Source organism: Streptomyces sp. NPDC047002, assembly GCF_040704505.1.
In the GTDB taxonomy this organism is placed as follows: domain Bacteria; phylum Actinomycetota; class Actinomycetes; order Streptomycetales; family Streptomycetaceae; genus Streptomyces.
The window spans coordinates 259,875-276,591 of the sequence record NZ_JBEYWC010000005.1 but is presented as its reverse complement, the minus strand read 5'-3'; the positions used below and the strand labels follow the sequence as shown (position 1 = coordinate 276,591).

12 protein-coding genes are annotated in these 16,717 nt (G+C 71.6%); 3 read left to right on the top strand and 9 right to left on the bottom strand.

The genetic code is table 11. The features are described 5' to 3' along the window. Positions 1–448 precede the first annotated feature (448 nt). From AB0910_RS08180 to thyX, 3 genes are all read right to left on the bottom strand, one after another. Positions 449–2,134 carry a ribonuclease J gene (locus AB0910_RS08180; RefSeq protein ID WP_366743689.1) on the bottom strand — a complete coding sequence of 562 codons (1,686 nt, stop codon included), beginning with the start codon at positions 2,132–2,134 and terminating at the stop codon, positions 449–451. Between the two features lie 158 nt (positions 2,135–2,292). Further along, positions 2,293–3,192, bottom strand: a complete 900-nt coding sequence (dapA, locus tag AB0910_RS08175; RefSeq protein ID WP_366743688.1) for a 4-hydroxy-tetrahydrodipicolinate synthase — start codon at positions 3,190–3,192, stop codon at positions 2,293–2,295. A 220-nt stretch (positions 3,193–3,412) separates the two neighbouring features. Then, entirely contained in the window at positions 3,413–4,150 is a 738-nt protein-coding gene (thyX, locus tag AB0910_RS08170; RefSeq protein ID WP_366743687.1) for an FAD-dependent thymidylate synthase, read from the bottom strand. 183 nt (positions 4,151–4,333) lie between these two features. Between thyX and AB0910_RS08165 the strand changes: the two genes are divergently transcribed. Next, the gene (locus tag AB0910_RS08165; RefSeq protein ID WP_366743686.1) at positions 4,334–4,573 is read left to right on the top strand and encodes a hypothetical protein; all 240 of its coding nucleotides are present in this window, start codon (positions 4,334–4,336) and stop codon (positions 4,571–4,573) included. Positions 4,574–4,677: 104 nt separating this feature from the next. Further along, the gene (locus AB0910_RS08160; protein WP_366743685.1) at positions 4,678–5,223 is read left to right on the top strand and encodes a hypothetical protein; all 546 of its coding nucleotides are present in this window, start codon (positions 4,678–4,680) and stop codon (positions 5,221–5,223) included. A 52-nt stretch (positions 5,224–5,275) separates the two neighbouring features. On the opposite strand, the gene AB0910_RS08155 is transcribed toward AB0910_RS08160, so the two are convergent. The 6 genes from AB0910_RS08155 to eccD form a co-directional block, all read right to left on the bottom strand. Continuing rightward, a complete protein-coding gene (locus AB0910_RS08155; RefSeq protein ID WP_366743684.1) occupies positions 5,276–5,728 on the bottom strand; it encodes a tetratricopeptide repeat protein in 453 nt (150 codons plus the stop codon). A gap of 22 nt (positions 5,729–5,750) precedes the next feature. Beyond that, the gene (gene dapB, locus AB0910_RS08150; RefSeq protein WP_366743683.1) at positions 5,751–6,503 is read right to left on the bottom strand and encodes a 4-hydroxy-tetrahydrodipicolinate reductase; all 753 of its coding nucleotides are present in this window, start codon (positions 6,501–6,503) and stop codon (positions 5,751–5,753) included. A gap of 72 nt (positions 6,504–6,575) precedes the next feature. Continuing rightward, positions 6,576–7,955, bottom strand: a complete 1,380-nt coding sequence (locus AB0910_RS08145) for a pitrilysin family protein (protein WP_366743682.1) — start codon at positions 7,953–7,955, stop codon at positions 6,576–6,578. After that, positions 7,952–10,183, bottom strand: a complete 2,232-nt coding sequence (locus AB0910_RS08140; RefSeq protein ID WP_366743681.1) for a polyribonucleotide nucleotidyltransferase — start codon at positions 10,181–10,183, stop codon at positions 7,952–7,954. The genes AB0910_RS08145 and AB0910_RS08140 overlap by 4 nt, the downstream gene beginning before the upstream one ends. A 329-nt stretch (positions 10,184–10,512) precedes the next feature. Then, positions 10,513–10,800 (bottom strand): 30S ribosomal protein S15, encoded by a 288-nt coding sequence (gene rpsO, locus AB0910_RS08135; protein ID WP_345655144.1) that lies wholly within the window; start codon positions 10,798–10,800, stop codon positions 10,513–10,515. Between the two features lie 230 nt (positions 10,801–11,030). Next, positions 11,031–12,500, bottom strand: coding sequence for a type VII secretion integral membrane protein EccD (gene eccD, locus AB0910_RS08130; protein ID WP_366743680.1), 1,470 nt, complete (start codon positions 12,498–12,500; stop codon positions 11,031–11,033). 218 nt (positions 12,501–12,718) lie between these two features. Between eccD and eccCa the strand changes: the two genes are divergently transcribed. Further along, complete coding sequence (eccCa, locus tag AB0910_RS08125) at positions 12,719–16,666, top strand: type VII secretion protein EccCa (RefSeq protein WP_366743679.1); 3,948 nt, start codon at positions 12,719–12,721, stop codon at positions 16,664–16,666. The last annotated feature ends 51 nt before the right edge of the window (positions 16,667–16,717 follow it).

Genomic DNA, 16,717 nt, shown 5'->3' with positions numbered 1-16,717 from the left:
GAATGCTTTCCCGGACATCCGGGCAACCACATCACGAGAGCGGAACCACGAGAAGGAATAATCCCCGCAGTCCACAGCATCCTCGCTGTGTTGTTTCTTCAAAGGAACCTCGCCCACCCGAACCCCGAACAAGAAGGTCAGGGCCCGAACATGGACGGGGTATCAACATATCTGGCGTTGACTTTTAGCACGCTGTTGAGTTCTCAAGGAACGGACGCTTCCTTCGGACCCCCTCACAGGGCTCCTCCGGGCTTTCCCTTCGGTGTTTCTGCCTTTCGGCGTGTGCCCGACTTTATCAGAAGATTTCCGGGCTGTTTTCCACCCTCTCGCCGCTTCGCCGGGCACATACGTACCCGCTGCTGCGTTCCGGTGGAGACTGAAACGTACTGGAGCGGGGGGCCTCGATGCAAATCGAGGCCCCCCGCTCCGGAGAAGTGCCGACGGGCCGTCAGACCTCGACGACCACAGGGAGGATCATCGGGCGCCTGCGGTAGGTGTCGGAGACCCACTTGCCGACCGTGCGGCGCACCAGCTGCTGGAGCTGGTGGGGGTCCGAAACGCCGTCCTGGGCCGATCTCGCGATCGCCTCGTCCACCTTCGACTGGACGGCGCTGAACGCCGCGTCGTCGATGCCGGAGCCGCGCGCGTTGAAGTGCGGGCCGCCGACGACCTTGCCCGTGGTGGAGTCGACCACCACGAACACCGACACGATGCCCTCGTCGCCGAGGATGCGGCGGTCCTTGAGGGAGGACTCGTCCACGTCGCCGACCGAGAGGCCGTCCACGTACACGTACCCCGCCTGGACCTTTCCGGTGATCCTGGCCTTGCCGTCGACCAGGTCGACCACCACGCCGTCCTCCGCGATGACGATGTGGTCCTTGGGGACCCCCGTCAGCGCGCCGAGCTCGGCGTTGGCGCGCAGGTGGCGCCACTCGCCGTGGACCGGCATGAGGTTCTTCGGCTTGCAGATGTTGTAGAAGTACAGCAGCTCGCCGGCCGAGGCGTGGCCCGAGACGTGGACCTTGGCGTTGCCCTTGTGGACGACGTCCGCGCCCCAGCGCGTCAGGCCGTTGATCACGCGGTAGACCGCGTTCTCGTTGCCGGGGATCAGGGACGACGCGAGGATCACCGTGTCGCCCTGGACGATGCGGATCTGGTGGTCGCGGTTGGCCATGCGGGACAGCGCGGCCATCGGCTCACCCTGCGAGCCCGTGCAGACCAGCACGACCTCGTCGTCCGGGAGGTCGTCCAGCGTCTTGACGTCCACCACGAGGCCCGGCGGCACTCTCAGGTAGCCGAGGTCGCGGGCGATGCCCATGTTGCGGACCATGGAGCGGCCGACGAAGGCGACCCGCCGGCCGTACTCGTGCGCCGCGTCCAGGATCTGCTGGATGCGGTGGACGTGGCTCGCGAAGCTCGCCACGATGATGCGCTTGCTCGCGTTCGCGAAGACCTGGCGCAGCACCCCGGAGATGTCGCGCTCCGGCGGGACGAAGCCGGGCACCTCGGCGTTGGTGGAGTCCACCAGGAGCAGGTCGATGCCCTCCTCGCCGAGCTTGGCGAAGGTGGGCAGGTCGGTGAGCCTGCGGTCGAGCGGCAGCTGGTCCATCTTGAAGTCGCCGGTGTGCACGGCCATGCCCGCGGGGGTGCGGATGGCGACCGCGAGGGCGTCGGGGATGGAGTGGTTCACCGCGACGAACTGGCAGTCGAAGGGGCCGATGCGCTCGCGATGCCCCTCCTCCACCTCCAGCGTGTACGGGCGGATCCGGTGCTCCTGGAGCTTGGCCTCGATCAGGGCCAGCGTCAGCTTGGAGCCGATCAGCGGGATGTCGGGCTTCAGGCGGAGCAGGTAGGGCACTCCGCCGATGTGGTCCTCGTGGCCGTGCGTGAGGACGACGCCCTCGATGTCGTTCAGCCGGTCCTTGAGGATGGTGAAGTCGGGCAGGATCAGGTCGACGCCCGGCTGCTCCTCCTCGGGGAAGAGGACGCCGCAGTCGACGATGAGCAGGCGTCCGCCGTACTCGAAGACCGTCATGTTGCGGCCGATCTCGCCGAGGCCACCGAGCGGGGTGACGCGCAGGCCGCCCTTGGGCAGCTTCGGCGGGGCGCCGAGTTCGGGATGCGGATGACTCAAAAGACTCTCCTCACCATGCGCGCCACGTGCCGCTTGGGCACGTGGCGCGCATGACATTCGTGCAGGTGCAGTTGGTGGTCCGGGAGCGGCTCCCGGTCGTGTTCCGTCCGTCGTCGCCGACGTGACGTCTTCAGCTATTCAGTTGTGAAGTCTGGTTGTCAGAGCTGTACCCCGCCCGCGGCGAGGTCGTGCTTGAGCTGAGCGGTCTCCTGCTCGGTGAGCCCGACCAGCGGAAGACGCAGGGGACCTGCGGGGAGGTTCCGCAGGGTGAGGGCCGCCTTCGACGTGATGACGCCCTGCGTGCGGAACATCCCGATGAAGACCGGGAGCAGCTTCTGGTGGATCTCGGCGGCCTTCTGCACGTCGCCGTGGCTGAACGCCGTGACGAGCTCACGCAGCTCGGGGGTGGCGACATGGCCCACGACGGAGACGAAGCCGACGGCGCCGACGGAGAGCAGCGGCAGGTTGAGCATGTCGTCGCCCGAGTACCAGGCGAGGCCGGACTCGGCGATCGCGAGGCTGGCGCGGCCGAGGTCGCCCTTGGCGTCCTTGTTCGCGACGATCCGCGGGTGCTGCCCGAGGCGGATCATGGTCTCGGTGTCGATCGGCACGCCGCTGCGCCCGGGGATGTCGTACAGCATGACCGGCAGCTCCGTGGCGTCGGCGATCGCCGTGAAGTGCTGGTGGAGGCCCTCCTGGGGCGGCTTGCTGTAGTACGGGGTGACCGCGAGCAGCCCGTGCGCGCCGGCCCGCTCGGCGGTGCGTGCGAGCTCCAGGCTGTGCCGGGTGTCATTGGTGCCAACCCCCGCGATGACGTGGGCGCGGTCTCCCACCGCCTCCACCACGGCCCGTACCAGCTGCTCTTTCTCCGCGTCCGTGGTGGTCGGGGACTCGCCGGTGGTGCCGCTGATGACCAGGCCGTCGTTGCCTGCGTCCACCAGGTGGGCGGCGAGCCGCTGGACACCGTCGACGTCGAGCGCACCGTCCGCCGTGAAGGGCGTGACCATGGCGGTGAGGACCCTCCCGAAGGGGGTCTGCGGAGTAGAGGTCAGAGCCATGGGTAACACGCTACTCGCTGCTCAGCCCGCTGTGTGGCCTCGGGGCTACGGACAGGAGGAGCCCGGCACTGCCTGCTCGGGGGTTCAAGCAGTGCCGGGTCCGTTCGATCAGCGTAGATGAACTTCTCGAAACGCCGCAATACGGACACCGCCCCACCGGGACCGTACCTTTGTGCCCCGGGCCGGGCACCGGCCGCGCGCTGCGGGACGGAGCCGCAGGTCAGGGGGCGACCCGGCCGTTGGCGTTGAAGGCCGCGTGGGTGAGCGGCATCAGGGTGCGCCAGTGCTCCTCCATCCGCTCCCCCACCATCTCGATCTCCCGCTGCGGGAACGAGGGCACCTTCGCCAGCTCGTGCTGCGTGCGCAGCCCGAGGAAGTGCATCAGCGACCGCGCGTTGCACGTCGCATACATCGAGGAGAACAGCCCCACGGGCAGCGTCGCCCGCGCCACCTCGCGCGCGACGCCCGCCGCCAGCATCTCCTGGTACGCCGCGTACGAGCGCCGGTACGACTCCTCCATCGCGGCAGTCACCGTCGCGTGCTGCTCCTCGGTCCCGTGCACGAACTCGTACTTCCCCGGCCGCCCCTGCTGCACGAGCTTCCGCTCGGCCCCGGGCACGTAGAACACCGGCAGCAGCTCCCGGTACCTCCCCGACTCCTCGTTGTAAGACCATCCGACCCTGTGCCGCATGAACTCGCGGAAGACGAAGATGGGGGCGCTGACGAAGAAGGTCATCGAGTTGTGCTCGAAGGGGCTGCCGTGGCGGTCCCGCATGAGGTAGTTGATCAGGCCCTTGGAGCGCTCGGGGTCCTTCGTCAGCTCGTCGAGGGAGTGCTCGCCCGCGGTGGAGACGCGGGCGGCCCACAGGACGTCGGAGTCGGCGGCGCTGTGCTTCACCAGCTCGACGGTGACGTCGCTGCGGAAACTCGGCTCGGGCCCGGTCGTATCGGTGCTCACCTGCGGGGTCCTCCCGTTTCTGTACGCGTGCGGGCCCCACTGTAGAGGGCGGTGCGGGCGCGTTCGTGACCAGGTCGTTCTCCCTCTTTCGGGGAATTCGGGCACCTGAGCGGTTTGTTCTGCGTCTGTCTGAACAGCAGGACTGCCGAGTACAGGCACCGAGGTACCAGAGGAGGTCGACCCATGTTCCGCCGGCGTGAGGACGTACCGTTCAGCTTTCTCGCCGAGGCTGAGAGCTTCCGCAGCAATGTCGAGCCGCCGCCGAAGCAGCGGCCGGCCCGCGGCGAGCTGGCGGGGCGGGTGCTGACCGGGCTGGTCATCGCCGCGGCGTTCGCGGGTTCGCTGCTGTTCGGGGTGCCGGCGCTCCAGGCCAATCCCGCGCTGCACCACGCGCAGCAGGCGGAGGCGGCGCAGCACCGCTGAGCGCCGGGAGCCGTGCGCCCGGCCCCTCGGGTGGTCCGGGCGCACGGGGCTCGGTAGCCTCACCGGGCACAGCAATCGAGCGTGCTTGTGAGTGAGGATCAGTCGTGCCCTTGTCCTTCCTGACGGCCGATCGTGCGTTCGACGCGGCGGATGCCGCGTTGCCGTACGACGACCACGATCATTGGCGGCGCCCCTACCGGCCTGGTCCCTGGCGGGTGGGGGTCGCCGCGGTTCTGCTGCTGCTCTCGTCGTTCATCCTGTTCGCGACCGTGGTGACCGCGCTGGCCGCGGGCGGTTCTGGTGCCGTGGTGTGCGCCGTGGTCTCCGTGGTGGTGATCGCGGTGGCGCTGCGGATGCTGCGGATGGGGACGTGGGTGAGCAGGCACGGTGTGCGCAGGGTGGGTCTGCTGCGCACGTCGACGGTGGCGTGGGAGCAGGCGGCGGCGGTGCGTACGGTGCAGCAGCCGGTGCGGTGGCTGGGGCTGCCGCGCACGGTGCAGGGCCAGGCGCTGGTGCTCGAACGGCACCGGGGTGAGCGGGTGGCGCTGCTGACGACGCACAGCGCGGACTTCCTGTCGAGCGGTGACGCCTTCGACCGGGCCGCGGACACGGTGGAGGCGTGGGGCGCGGAGTACGGGCGCGCCCGCTGAGGCCGCAGGCGGTCCTTCGCGGTCTTCGGGGGCCCGCGAGGCGGTGCGGGGGTCAGGCGCTGGCGGGTCGCCCGTCGTGGAGCGCTATGGCACGCTGCATCGCCTTGCGGGCCCTCGGTGTGTCGCGGGCGTCGCGGTAGGCGACAGCGAGGCGGAACCAGCAGCGCCAGTCGTCGGGGGCGTCCTCGGTCTCGGCGCGGCGGCGGGCGAAGACTGCGTCGGCCGAGTCGCGGTCGATGCGTCCTTCGGGGGTGCGGACGAGTTCGTCGACGGGCAGGCCGCCCTCGGCGTCGAGTTCGGCGGCGAGGGCGTTGGCGCGGGTGACGAAGCGGGTGTTCTGCCAGAGGAACCAGGCCCCGATGAGCGGCAGGATCAGCACGGCGACGCCGAAGACGACGGTGACGGGGGTGCCTGCCTGGATGAGCCAGACGCCGCGCGTCCCGGCAAGGACGAAGTAGAAGACGAGGACGACGGCGCCGACGACGTAGGTGATCTTCGCGCTCATGGGTGTGGTGGGTCCGGTCCGCTCAGGCGAGGTCGAGGAAGTGTTCCAGGCCGAAGGTGAGGCCCGGGGTGGCGGTGACGCGCCGTACGCCGAGCAGGATGCCCGGCATGAAGCTGCTGTGGTGGAGGGAGTCGTGGCGGATGGTGAGGGTCTCGCCCTCGCCGCCGAGGATGACCTCCTGGTGGGCGAGGAGGCCGCGCAGCCGTACGGAGTGCACCGGGACGCCGTCGACGTCGGCGCCGCGGGCGCCGTCGAGTGCGGTCCTTGTGGCGTCGGGCTGGGCGCCGAGTCCCGCGGCGGCGCGGGCCTGCGCGACGAGCTGGGCGGTCCTTGTGGCGGTGCCCGAGGGGGCGTCGGCCTTGCCGGGGTGGTGGAGTTCCACGATCTCGACGGACTCGAACATGCGGGCGGCGATCTCGGAGAACTTCATGGTGAGGACGGCGCCGATGGAGAAGTTGGGTGCGATGAGCACGCCGGTCCCGGGGGATGCGGTGAGCGCGGTCCGCAGGTCGGCGAGGCGTTCGTCGGTCCAGCCCGTGGTGCCGACGACGGCGTGGATGCCGTGCCGTACGAGAAAGTCGAGGTTGCCCATGACCGAGGCGGGGGTGGTGAGTTCGACGGCGACCTGGGCGCCGGCCTCGGTGAGGGTGTCCAGCGTGTCGCCCCGGCCGAGCGCGGCGACCAGTTCCATGTCGTCGGCGGCCTCGACGGCCCGTACCGCCTCGGAGCCGATGCGGCCCTTGGCGCCGAGTACGGCCACGCGCAGCTTGCTCATCGCTCGGTGTTCCTCCGGTTCGTGGTGGTGCGGGTGTTGCGGGGGCGGTGCGGGCCTCGTCGTGGTGCCGGGTCAGGAGACCGCTTCGTCGAGGTGGGCGGCGTCCTTGTCGCCGAGCGGTCCGATGACCGCGAGCGAGGGGCGCTGTCCCAGTAGATCGCGGGCGACCTCGCGGACGTCGTCCGGGGTGACCGCGGCGATCCTGGCGAGGAGGTCGTCGGTGGAGAGGTGGTCGCCCCAGCACAGTTCGCTCTTGCCGACGCGGTTCATGAGGGCGCCGGTGTCCTCGAGGCCGAGGACGGTGGCGCCGGAGAGCTGGCCGACGGCGCGGGCGAGTTCGTCGTCGTCGAGTCCCCCGGTCGCGGCGCGGTGGAGTTCGTCGCGGCAGATCTTGAGGACGTCGGCGACCTGGGCGGGGCGGCAGCCCGCGTAGACGCCGAAGAGGCCGCAGTCGGCGAAGCCCGAGGTGTACGAGTAGACGCTGTAGGCGAGGCCGCGCTTCTCCCGTACCTCCTGGAAGAGGCGGGAGCTCATGCCGCCGCCGAGTGCGGTGTTGAGGACGCCGAGGGCCCAGCGGCGTTCGTCGGTGCGGGCGAGTCCCGGCATGCCGAGGATGAGGTGGGCCTGCTCGGTGGAGCGGTCGAGGACGTCGACCTTGCCGGCGGTGCGCAGGGCGCGGTGGCCGGTGCGCGGGGGCAGGGGCGCGGCGTCGGTGCGGGTGAGGGCGCCGGCCTTCTCGAAGGCGGCGCGCACCTGCCGTACGAGCGCGGTGTGGTCGACGTTGCCCGCTGCGGCGACGATCAGGTGCCGGGGGTCGTAGTGCTTGCGGTAGTAGCGGGCGATGCGGTCGCGGTCGAGGGCCTCGACGGTGTCGACGGTGCCGAGGACGGGGCGGCCGAGCGGGGTGTCGCCGAACATGGTCTGCGCGAAGAGGTCGTGGACGATGTCGCCGGGGTCGTCGTCGGTCATGGCGATCTCTTCGAGGATGACCCCGCGCTCCGCCTCGACGTCGGCGGCCTCGATGAGGGAGCCGGTGAGCATGTCGCAGACGACGTCGACGGCGAGCGGCAGGTCGGTGTCGAGGACCCGCGCGTAGTAGCAGGTGTACTCCTTCGCCGTGAAGGCGTTCATCTCGCCGCCGACCGCGTCGATCGCGGAGGAGATGTCGAGGGCGCTGCGCCGCTTGGTGCCCTTGAAGAGGAGGTGTTCGAGGTAGTGGGTGGCGCCGCCGAGCGCGGGGGTCTCGTCGCGCGAGCCCGCCTGGACCCAGATGCCGAAGGTCGCGGAGCGCACGGACGGGAGGGTCTCGGTGACGACGCGCAGGCCGCCGGGGAGGGTGGTGCGGCGCACGGTGCCGACGCCGTTCTCGCCCTTGACGAGGGTTCGGGTACGGGCGACGGCCCGCGCCTCCGAGGAGGTGCGGGCCGTCGCCTTGAGGCCGGGGGACGTCACTTGGCGTCTGCGTCCTTCGCCTCGTCGCTCGTGTCGCCTTCGGCGTCCTCGCCCTCGATCACGGGGATGAGGGAGAGCTTGCCGCGCTGGTCGATCTCGGCGATCTCGACCTGGACCTTCTGGCCGACGCCGAGGACGTCCTCGACGTTCTCCACGCGCTTGCCGCCGGCGAGCTTGCGGATCTGCGAGATGTGGAGCAGGCCGTCCTTGCCGGGGAGCAGGGAGACGAACGCGCCGAAGGTGGTCGTCTTGACGACCGTGCCCAGGTAGCGCTCGCCGACCTCGGGCATGGTCGGGTTGGCGATGCCGTTGATCGTGGTGCGGGCGGCCTCCGCCGAGGGGCCGTCGGCGGCACCGATGTAGATGGTGCCGTCGTCCTCGATGGTGATGTCGGCGCCGGTGTCCTCCTGGATCTGGTTGATCATCTTGCCCTTGGGGCCGATGACCTCGCCGATCTTGTCCACCGGGATCTTGACGGTGATGATGCGCGGGGCGTTCGGGGACATCTCGTCGGGGACGTCGATGGCCTCGTTCATCACGTCGAGGATGTGCAGGCGCGCGTCCCTTGCCTGCTTCAGCGCGGCGGCGAGCACGGAGGCGGGGATGCCGTCGAGCTTGGTGTCGAGCTGGAGCGCGGTGACGAACGTCTTGGTGCCGGCGACCTTGAAGTCCATGTCGCCGAAGGCGTCCTCCGCACCGAGGATGTCGGTGAGGGTGACGTAGTGGGTCTCGCCCTCGATCTCCTGGGAGATCAGGCCCATGGCGATGCCGGCGACGGGGGCCTTGAGGGGCACGCCCGCGTTGAGCAGCGACATGGTGGAGGCGCAGACGGAGCCCATCGACGTGGAGCCGTTGGAGCCGAGGGCCTCGGAGACCTGGCGGATCGCGTAGGGGAACTCCTCGCGGGTCGGCAGGACCGGGACGAGGGCGCGCTCGGCGAGGGCGCCGTGGCCGATCTCGCGGCGCTTCGGGGAGCCGACGCGGCCGGTCTCGCCGGTGGAGTACGGCGGGAAGTTGTAGTTGTGCATGTAGCGCTTGCGCGTCACCGGGGAGAGGGTGTCGAGCTGCTGCTCCATGCGGAGCATGTTGAGCGTGGTGACGCCCAGGATCTGGGTCTCGCCGCGCTCGAACAGGGCGGAGCCGTGCACGCGCGGGATGGCCTCGACCTCGGCGGCGAGGGTGCGGATGTCGGTGACGCCGCGGCCGTCGATGCGGACCTTGTCCTTGATGACGCGCTGGCGGACCAGGGTCTTCGTGAGGGCGCGGTAGGCGGCGGAGATCTCCTTCTCGCGGCCCTCGAACTGCGGGAGCAGCTTCTCGGCGGCGAGGCCCTTGACGCGGTCGAGCTCGGCCTCGCGCTCCTGCTTGCCCGCGATGGTGAGGGCCTGGGCGAGCTCGTCCTTGACGGCGGCGGTGAGCGCCTCCAGGACGTCGTCCTGGTGGTCGAGGAAGATCGGGAACTCGCCGGTGGGCTTGGCGGCCTTGGCCGCGAGGTCGGCCTGGGCGCGGCAGAGGACCTTGATGAAGGGCTTCGCGGCTTCGAGTCCCGCGGCGACGACCTCCTCGGTGGGGGCCTCGGCACCGTTCTTCACGAGCTGGATGGTCTTGTCGGTGGCCTCGGCCTCGACCATCATGATCGCGACGTCGCCGTCTTCGAGGACCCGGCCGGCGACGACCATGTCGAAGACGGCGTCCTCCAGCTCGGTGTGGGTCGGGAAGGCGACCCACTGGCCCTTGATGAGGGCGACGCGGGTGCCGCCGATGGGGCCGGAGAAGGGCAGGCCTGCCAGCTGCGTGGAGCAGGAGGCGGCGTTGATGGCGACCACGTCGTAGAGGTGGTCGGGGTTGAGCGCCATGATCGTCTCGACGATCTGGATCTCGTTGCGCAGGCCCTTCTTGAACGAGGGGCGCAGCGGCCGGTCGATCAGGCGGCAGGTGAGGATGGCGTCCTCGGAGGGGCGGCCCTCCCTGCGGAAGAAGGAGCCGGGGATCTTGCCGGCCGAGTACATGCGCTCCTCGACGTCCACCGTGAGGGGGAAGAAGTCGAGCTGGTCCTTGGGGTTCTTCGAGGCGGTCGTGGCCGACAGCACCATGGTGTCGTCGTCCAGGTACGCGACGGCGGACCCTGCGGCCTGCTTGGCCAGGCGGCCCGTCTCGAAGCGGATGGTGCGGGTGCCGAAGGAGCCGTTGTCGATGACGGCCTCGGCGTAGTGGGTCTCGTTCTCCACCAGTGTTTTCTCCTCGTCTTCGTCTGCCGCCCGTGTGGCGGCGGACGCTGGGAGGTGCGCTCCTTGGTGCTTGCCGGTCTTCGATCGAAGCAGCCGGTGCGCACGCGCGGGGGCCTCCCCCGCGCGGGTGCGTCTTCCGGATGCCACTACCGAGGACCGGCCGCGGCGGAGGGCGCTCCTCCTCGCTCACGTCTGTGTTCTGTTGTGCTGTTTTTCTACGTGCTCGTCAGCCAGAGTACTGAGCCGCGGCCCGGGACGGCATTCCGGCCGGGCCGTGCATACGGCGAAGGGAGCGGTTCCCGGGCGGGAACCGCTCCCTTCACGCGCTGCTACTTGGCGCCGGCGGCGCCGCGGCGGATGCCGAGGCGGTCGACCAGCGTACGGAAGCGCTGGATGTCCTTCTTGGCCAGGTACTGGAGCAGACGGCGGCGCTGGCCCACCAGGATCAGCAGACCACGGCGGGAGTGGTGGTCGTGCTTGTGGGTCTTGAGGTGCTCGGTGAGGTCCGAGATACGGCGCGAAAGGAGCGCGACCTGGACCTCGGGGGAGCCGGTGTCACCTTCCTTGGTGCCGAACTCGTCCATGATCTGCTTCTTGGTGGCGGTGTCGAGCGACACGCGTACTCCTCGTGGTCTTCGTGGGCCGCCGAGCGCCCCGGGTCGTATTCTCCGGGGGACTTCCGTGACTCGGGAGGCCGTACCGCGCGTCCTGGGGTGCCGGCCGCGGGGTGCGCGGCGGCTGCCGCACCGTGGCGGTGGGCGGACGTGCGGGTAGTGGTCAGCCTACCAGCCGGTCGGGGCGGTCCCGACCGCGTTCCCCCCGCCCCGCGGTCCGCCCCGCCGAAGGGTCAGCCGGTGAGGGCGCGGGCCCTGGCGAAGACGTCGAGGACGGCGAGGCACAGCGGTACGAGGGAGAGCAGGACGGCGCCCTCCGCGAGGTCGAGGAGGCGGCCCCAGAACGGCGAGAGCCCCTTGCGCGGGATGATCAGGCCGACGGCGGTGAGCAGGGCAGCGCCGGCGGCGACGCTCGCGGCGAGCCAGACGGTGCGCAGGTCGAGCGGGCCGTGGTCGCCGTAGCGCAGGAGCTGGTCGACGGGGCCTGCGGGCGGGTTCAGGCAGAGGCCGAGCACGAGGAGCGCGACGGCGGCGAGGCCGGCGACGAGCGCGCAGCACACCTGCGAGGTGTAGCGGAACAGGCGCGCGCGCAGCAGCATCGCGAGCCCCGAGGCGAGGGCGAGGAGCTCCCCGTACAGGCTGTCGGAGAAGCCGAGGACGGCGGCGGCGCCGACGACGGTGGCGGAGCAGCCGCCGACGAGGCCGAGGAGCATCTCGTGGCCGCGCCGTGCCTGGGCCGCGATGCGCTCGGCGTCGACGGGTTCCGCCGCCGCGGCGGGGTCGGCCTCGTTGGCGCCGGACGCGTCGGCGGCGCCGCGGGGCGCCGCGTAGCCGATGGGCAGGCGGGCGAAGCGTGCGGAGAGTCCCGGCAGGAAGGCGACGAGGCCGATCGCGACGGGCGCGCACACGGCGGCGGTCTCGCGGGGCGAGGCGCCGGTGAGGATGGCGCCGAAGGTGGCGAGGGTGCCGACGGCGGCGAGGAAGGTGGCGGCGACGAAGGGCGCGTCGCCGCTGGGGGTGAGCGCGACGAGGGTGAAGGACGCGACCAGGACGGTGACGCAGCCGAGCAGGAACTGCAGGCGCCCAGGCCCCTGGCCCGCGTCGGGGCCGAGGATCCCGGAGCCGCCGATGAGCAGCAGCGGGAGCGCGCCGAGGCCGAGGGCGACGGCGGCGCTGCGGTCGGCGTAGACCCGGGCCCGTACCCCGGACAGCGCGGTGAGCAGGACGCCTGCCCCGCCTGCGACGATGCCGGGCAGGCCGTGCATGTCGTGGCGCACCGGGTCGGCGAACCAGAGGACGAAGCCGAGGAGCACGAGGAGCAGGCCGCCCGCGGCGAGGCCCGCGCCGCGCATCAGGTCGTCGCTCCACAGGTGGCGGTCGCGGCGCACCGCGGCGGCGACGGCGTCGGAGACGTCGTCGAAGACGGCGGGCGGCAGGGACTCGGCGAACGGCCGCAGGGCGAGCACCTCGCCGTCGAGCACCTGCTGCGCCGCGAGGGTGCGGGAGCCGTCGAGGACGGTGCCGTCGCGGCGCACGAGGTGGTAGCCGGTGGGGGCGCCCGCGGGCTGGGTCTGGCCGGTGAGCCGCAGGATCTCCGGGTGGATGTCGGCGACGGCGATGTCCTCGGGGAGCGCCACGTCGATCCTGCTGTCGGGGGCGACGACCGTCACGCGGCAGAACCCCGTCGCCGTGCTCGTACTCACGTGTTGCGTCCCCCTGATCACGCCTGGATGCGCCCGTATCCGCGCCGGTGCGGCGGCTGCCCTGCCGCCTCCGGCTTCGCGTTCGCGCACGGTGCGCGCGCCACCCTACCGGGCCCTGCGGCGGGGGGCTGCCAGTAGGATCGCGTGCTGCACGTGAGCCGCCGCCACGGGGGCGCCGGTACGGAACCATCCGCCCGTATTGAGGAATTGGTGCGTCGGTGAGCCAGATCGTCGTCAAGCGACCGCCGCGGTCGCTTCCGCCCGAGGTGCCCGCGGAGCCGCTGGCCGTCGAGGCGCCGCCCGAGCTTCCCCGGGGGCAGCAGGAGGGCATGCTGATGCAGCTCCTGCCGGTGCTCGGCATGGGCTCGTCCGTGGTGTTCTTCTTCTCGCCGCAGGCCGCTCCCTTCCTGCGCGTCATGGGCGTGCTGATGCTGGTCTCGACGGTCGGCATGGTGATCGCGCAGGTCTTCCGCTTCCGCCGGGGTACGCAAGGGCACATGGCCGACGTGCGGCGGGACTACCTCAAGTACCTGTCGCAGTCGCGGCGCGCGGTGCGCAGGACGGCGCGGGCGCAGCGCGACGCCCAGCTGTATCTGCACCCGGCGCCCGAGCAGCTGTGGGCGGTGGTCGCCGAGGGGTCGAGGATCTGGGAGCGCAGGGTCGGGGACGCGGACTTCGGGCAGGCCAGGATCGGGCTCGGCGCGCAGCAGCTCGCGACGCCGCTGGTGGCTCCCGACACCGCGCCGGTGGACGAGCTCGAACCGCTGACGGCGGGCGCGATGCAGCGCTTCCTCGCGGTGCACGGCTCGCTGGACGCGCTGCCGATGGCGGTGTCGATGCGGGCGTTCTACCACGTGACGGTGTCGGGCGAGCCGGAGTCGGCGCAGGCGGCGGCGCGGGCGCTGGTGGCGCAGCTGGTGACGCTGCACTCGCCCGAGGACCTGGTGGTCGCCGTGGTCGCCGCGCCGCAGGCGGTGCCCCGGTGGGACTGGACGAAGTGGCTGCCGCACACACAGGTGCAGGGGCAGCTCGACGGCGCGGGGACGAGGCGCCTGTTCGGCGACGACCTGGGCGAGATCGAGCGGCTGCTGCGGCCGCGGCTCGACGGGCGGCCGCGGTTCGGGCGCGACTCGCAGCCGGTGCTCGACCAGCCGCACGTCGTGGTGGTGCTCGACGGCGGGATGGTGCCGCCCGACTCGCTGTTCGCCGCGGCGGAGGGCGTGCAGGGCGTGACCGTCGTCGAGCTGGTCGGCGGCGACCTCGACGAGCTGCGCGGCGGCCTCTCCGTAGCCGTGCACCCGGGGTGGCTGCGGCTGGAGTCGGGCGGCGGCGTGGCGTACGAGGGGGTGCCGGACGGCCTGTCGCTACCGGCGGCCGAGGCGCTGGCGCGGCAGCTCGCGCCGCTGCGCACGGGCGGCGGCGACGAGGACGAGCCGCTGCTGGCGAACCTCGACTTCACGGACCTGCTGAACCTCGGGGACGCGGGCGCGGTCGACGTGGCGCGCACCTGGCGGCCGCGGTCCACGGCGGAGCGGCTGCGGGTGCCGATCGGGGTGGGCGAGGACGGCAGGCCGGTGATGCTGGACCTGAAGGAGGCCGCGCAGGAGGGCATGGGCCCGCACGGGCTGTGCGTGGGCGCGACGGGTTCCGGCAAGTCGGAGCTGCTGCGCACGCTGGTGCTCGGCCTGGCGGTGACGCACTCGTCCCAGACGCTGAACTTCGTCCTCGCGGACTTCAAGGGCGGCGCCACGTTCGCCGGGATGTCGCAGATGCCGCACGTGGCGGCGGTCATCACCAACCTGGCGGACGACCTGACGCTGGTGGACCGCATGGGCGACGCGATCAGGGGCGAGCTGCAGCGGCGGCAGGAGCTGCTGCGGGCGGCGGGCAACTACGCGAACATCCACGACTACGAGAAGGCGCGGGCGGCCGGCGCGGCGCTCGAACCGCTGGCCTCGCTGGTGCTCGTGATCGACGAGTTCTCCGAACTCCTCACCGCGAAGCCCGACTTCATCGACATGTTCATCCAGATCGGCCGGATCGGCCGCTCGCTCGGCGTGCATCTGCTGCTGGCGTCGCAGCGCCTAGAGGAGGGCAGGCTGCGCGGGCTCGACACGTACCTCTCGTACCGGATCGGCCTGCGGACGTTCTCCGCCGCGGAGTCGCGCACGGCGCTCGGGGTGCCGGACGCCTACCACCTGCCGGCGGTGCCGGGCTCCGGGTATCTGAAGTTCGGCACGGACGAGATGGTGCGGTTCAAGGCGGCGTACGTGTCGGGCACGTACCGCTCGGGCGGGCCCGAGGTGCCCGCGGGGCAGCTGCCGGTGGACCGGCGGCCCGCGGTGTTCACCGCGGCCCCGGTGCCCGTGGTGTACGCGGGCCCCGCGGCGGCGCCCGCGCCGGTCGAGCGGGAGGACGAGGCGCTCGCCGACACCGTGCTCGACGTGGTCGTGCGGCGGCTCGACGGGCAGGGGGTGCCCGCGCACCAGGTGTGGCTGCCGCCGCTCGACCGGGCGCCGACCCTCGACTACCTGCTGCCGGGGATCGCGCCGACCGAGCGGCGCGGCCTGACCGCCGTCGAGTACACGCGCCCCGGCGGGCTCGTGGTGCCGCTCGGCCTGATCGACAAGCCCTTCGAGCAGCGGCGCGAGGTGCTGTACCGGGACTTCTCCGGCGCGGCGGGCCACATGCTGGTGGTCGGCGGCCCGCAGTCCGGCAAGTCGACACTGCTGCGGACGCTGACCGCGTCGTTCGCGCTCACCCACACGCCCGCCGAAGTGCAGTTCTACGGGCTCGACTTCGGCGGTGGCGGCCTGTCGTCGCTGGCCGGGCTCCCGCATGTCGGCGGGGTGGCGTCGCGGCTCGACCCCGAGCGGGTGCGGCGGACGGTCGCCGAGGTGCTGGGGGTGCTCAACGCCCGCGAGGAGCTGTTCCGTTCACAGGGCATCGACTCGATCGCCACCTACCGGCGCAGGCGCGCGGCCGGCGACCTCGCGGACGAGCAGTGGGGCGACGTCTTCCTGCTGATCGACGGCTGGGGCGGCTTCAAGAACGAGTACGACGTGCTGGAGCCGGTGATCGCGGACATCGCGGCACGCGGCCTCGGCTACGGGGTGCACATCGTGGTCACGGCCGCGCGGTACATGGAGGTCCGCTCGGCGCTCAAGGACCAGATGCTGGGCCGTCTCGAACTGCGCCTGGGCGACGTGATGGACTCGGAGTTCGACCGGAAGGTCGCGGCGAACGTGCCGGCGGGCGTGCCGGGCCGCGGACAGGTCCCGGAGAAGCTGCACTTCATGACGGCGCTGCCGCGGATGGACGGGGTCAGCGACGCGGCGGACCTGTCGGAGAGCACGGCGGCCTTCGTGGCGTCCGTGCGGGGCCACTGGCCGGGGGCCGAGGCCCCGCAGGTGCGGCTGCTGCCGCGCAGGCTGTCGGCGGAACAGCTGCCGAAGGGCTTCGAGTTCCCGCAGCAGGGCATCGCGATCGGCCTCGACGAGACCGGACTCGGGCCGGTGTTCGTCGACTTCGAGACCGACCCGTTCTTCGTGGTCTTCGGGGAGAGCGAGTCGGGCAAGACGTCGCTGCTGCGGCTCATCGCCAAGCAGCTCGCCGAGCGCTACACGCCTGAGCAGGCGCGGATCGTGGTGGGCGACTACCGGCGCTCCCTGCTGGAGGCGGTGCCGGCGTCGCACCTGCTGGAGTACGCACCGATGGCGTCGGCGATGGACGTGCACATGGACGCGATCGCCACGGTGATGGGCAAGCGCGCCCCGAAGCCGGACATCACACCGCAGCAACTGCGGGACCGCAGCTGGTGGTCGGGGCCGCAGCTGTTCGTGATCGTGGACGACTACGAGCTGGTGGCGACGGGTTCAGGCAATCCGATGGCCCGGCTGGTGGAGAACCTGCCGTTCGCCCGCGACGTGGGCGTGCGCTTCATCATCGCCCGCAGCGCCGCGGGTGCGTCCCGGTCGAGCTTCGAGCCGTTCATGCAGCGCGTGAAGGAGCTCGGCGCGCAGGGCGTCGTCCTCTCGGGCGACCCCGGCGAGGGCGACATCCTCGGCCATGTCAGGGCCCGCCGCATGCCCCCGGGCCGCGGCACCTTCGTCTCCCGCAGGCGGGGCACCCCGCTGATCCAGACGGGCTGGCTGCCGCAGCGGTGAGCGTGGCCGCGCCCCCCGGCCCCGCGGAACGGTCCGCGGGGCACGGCGGCC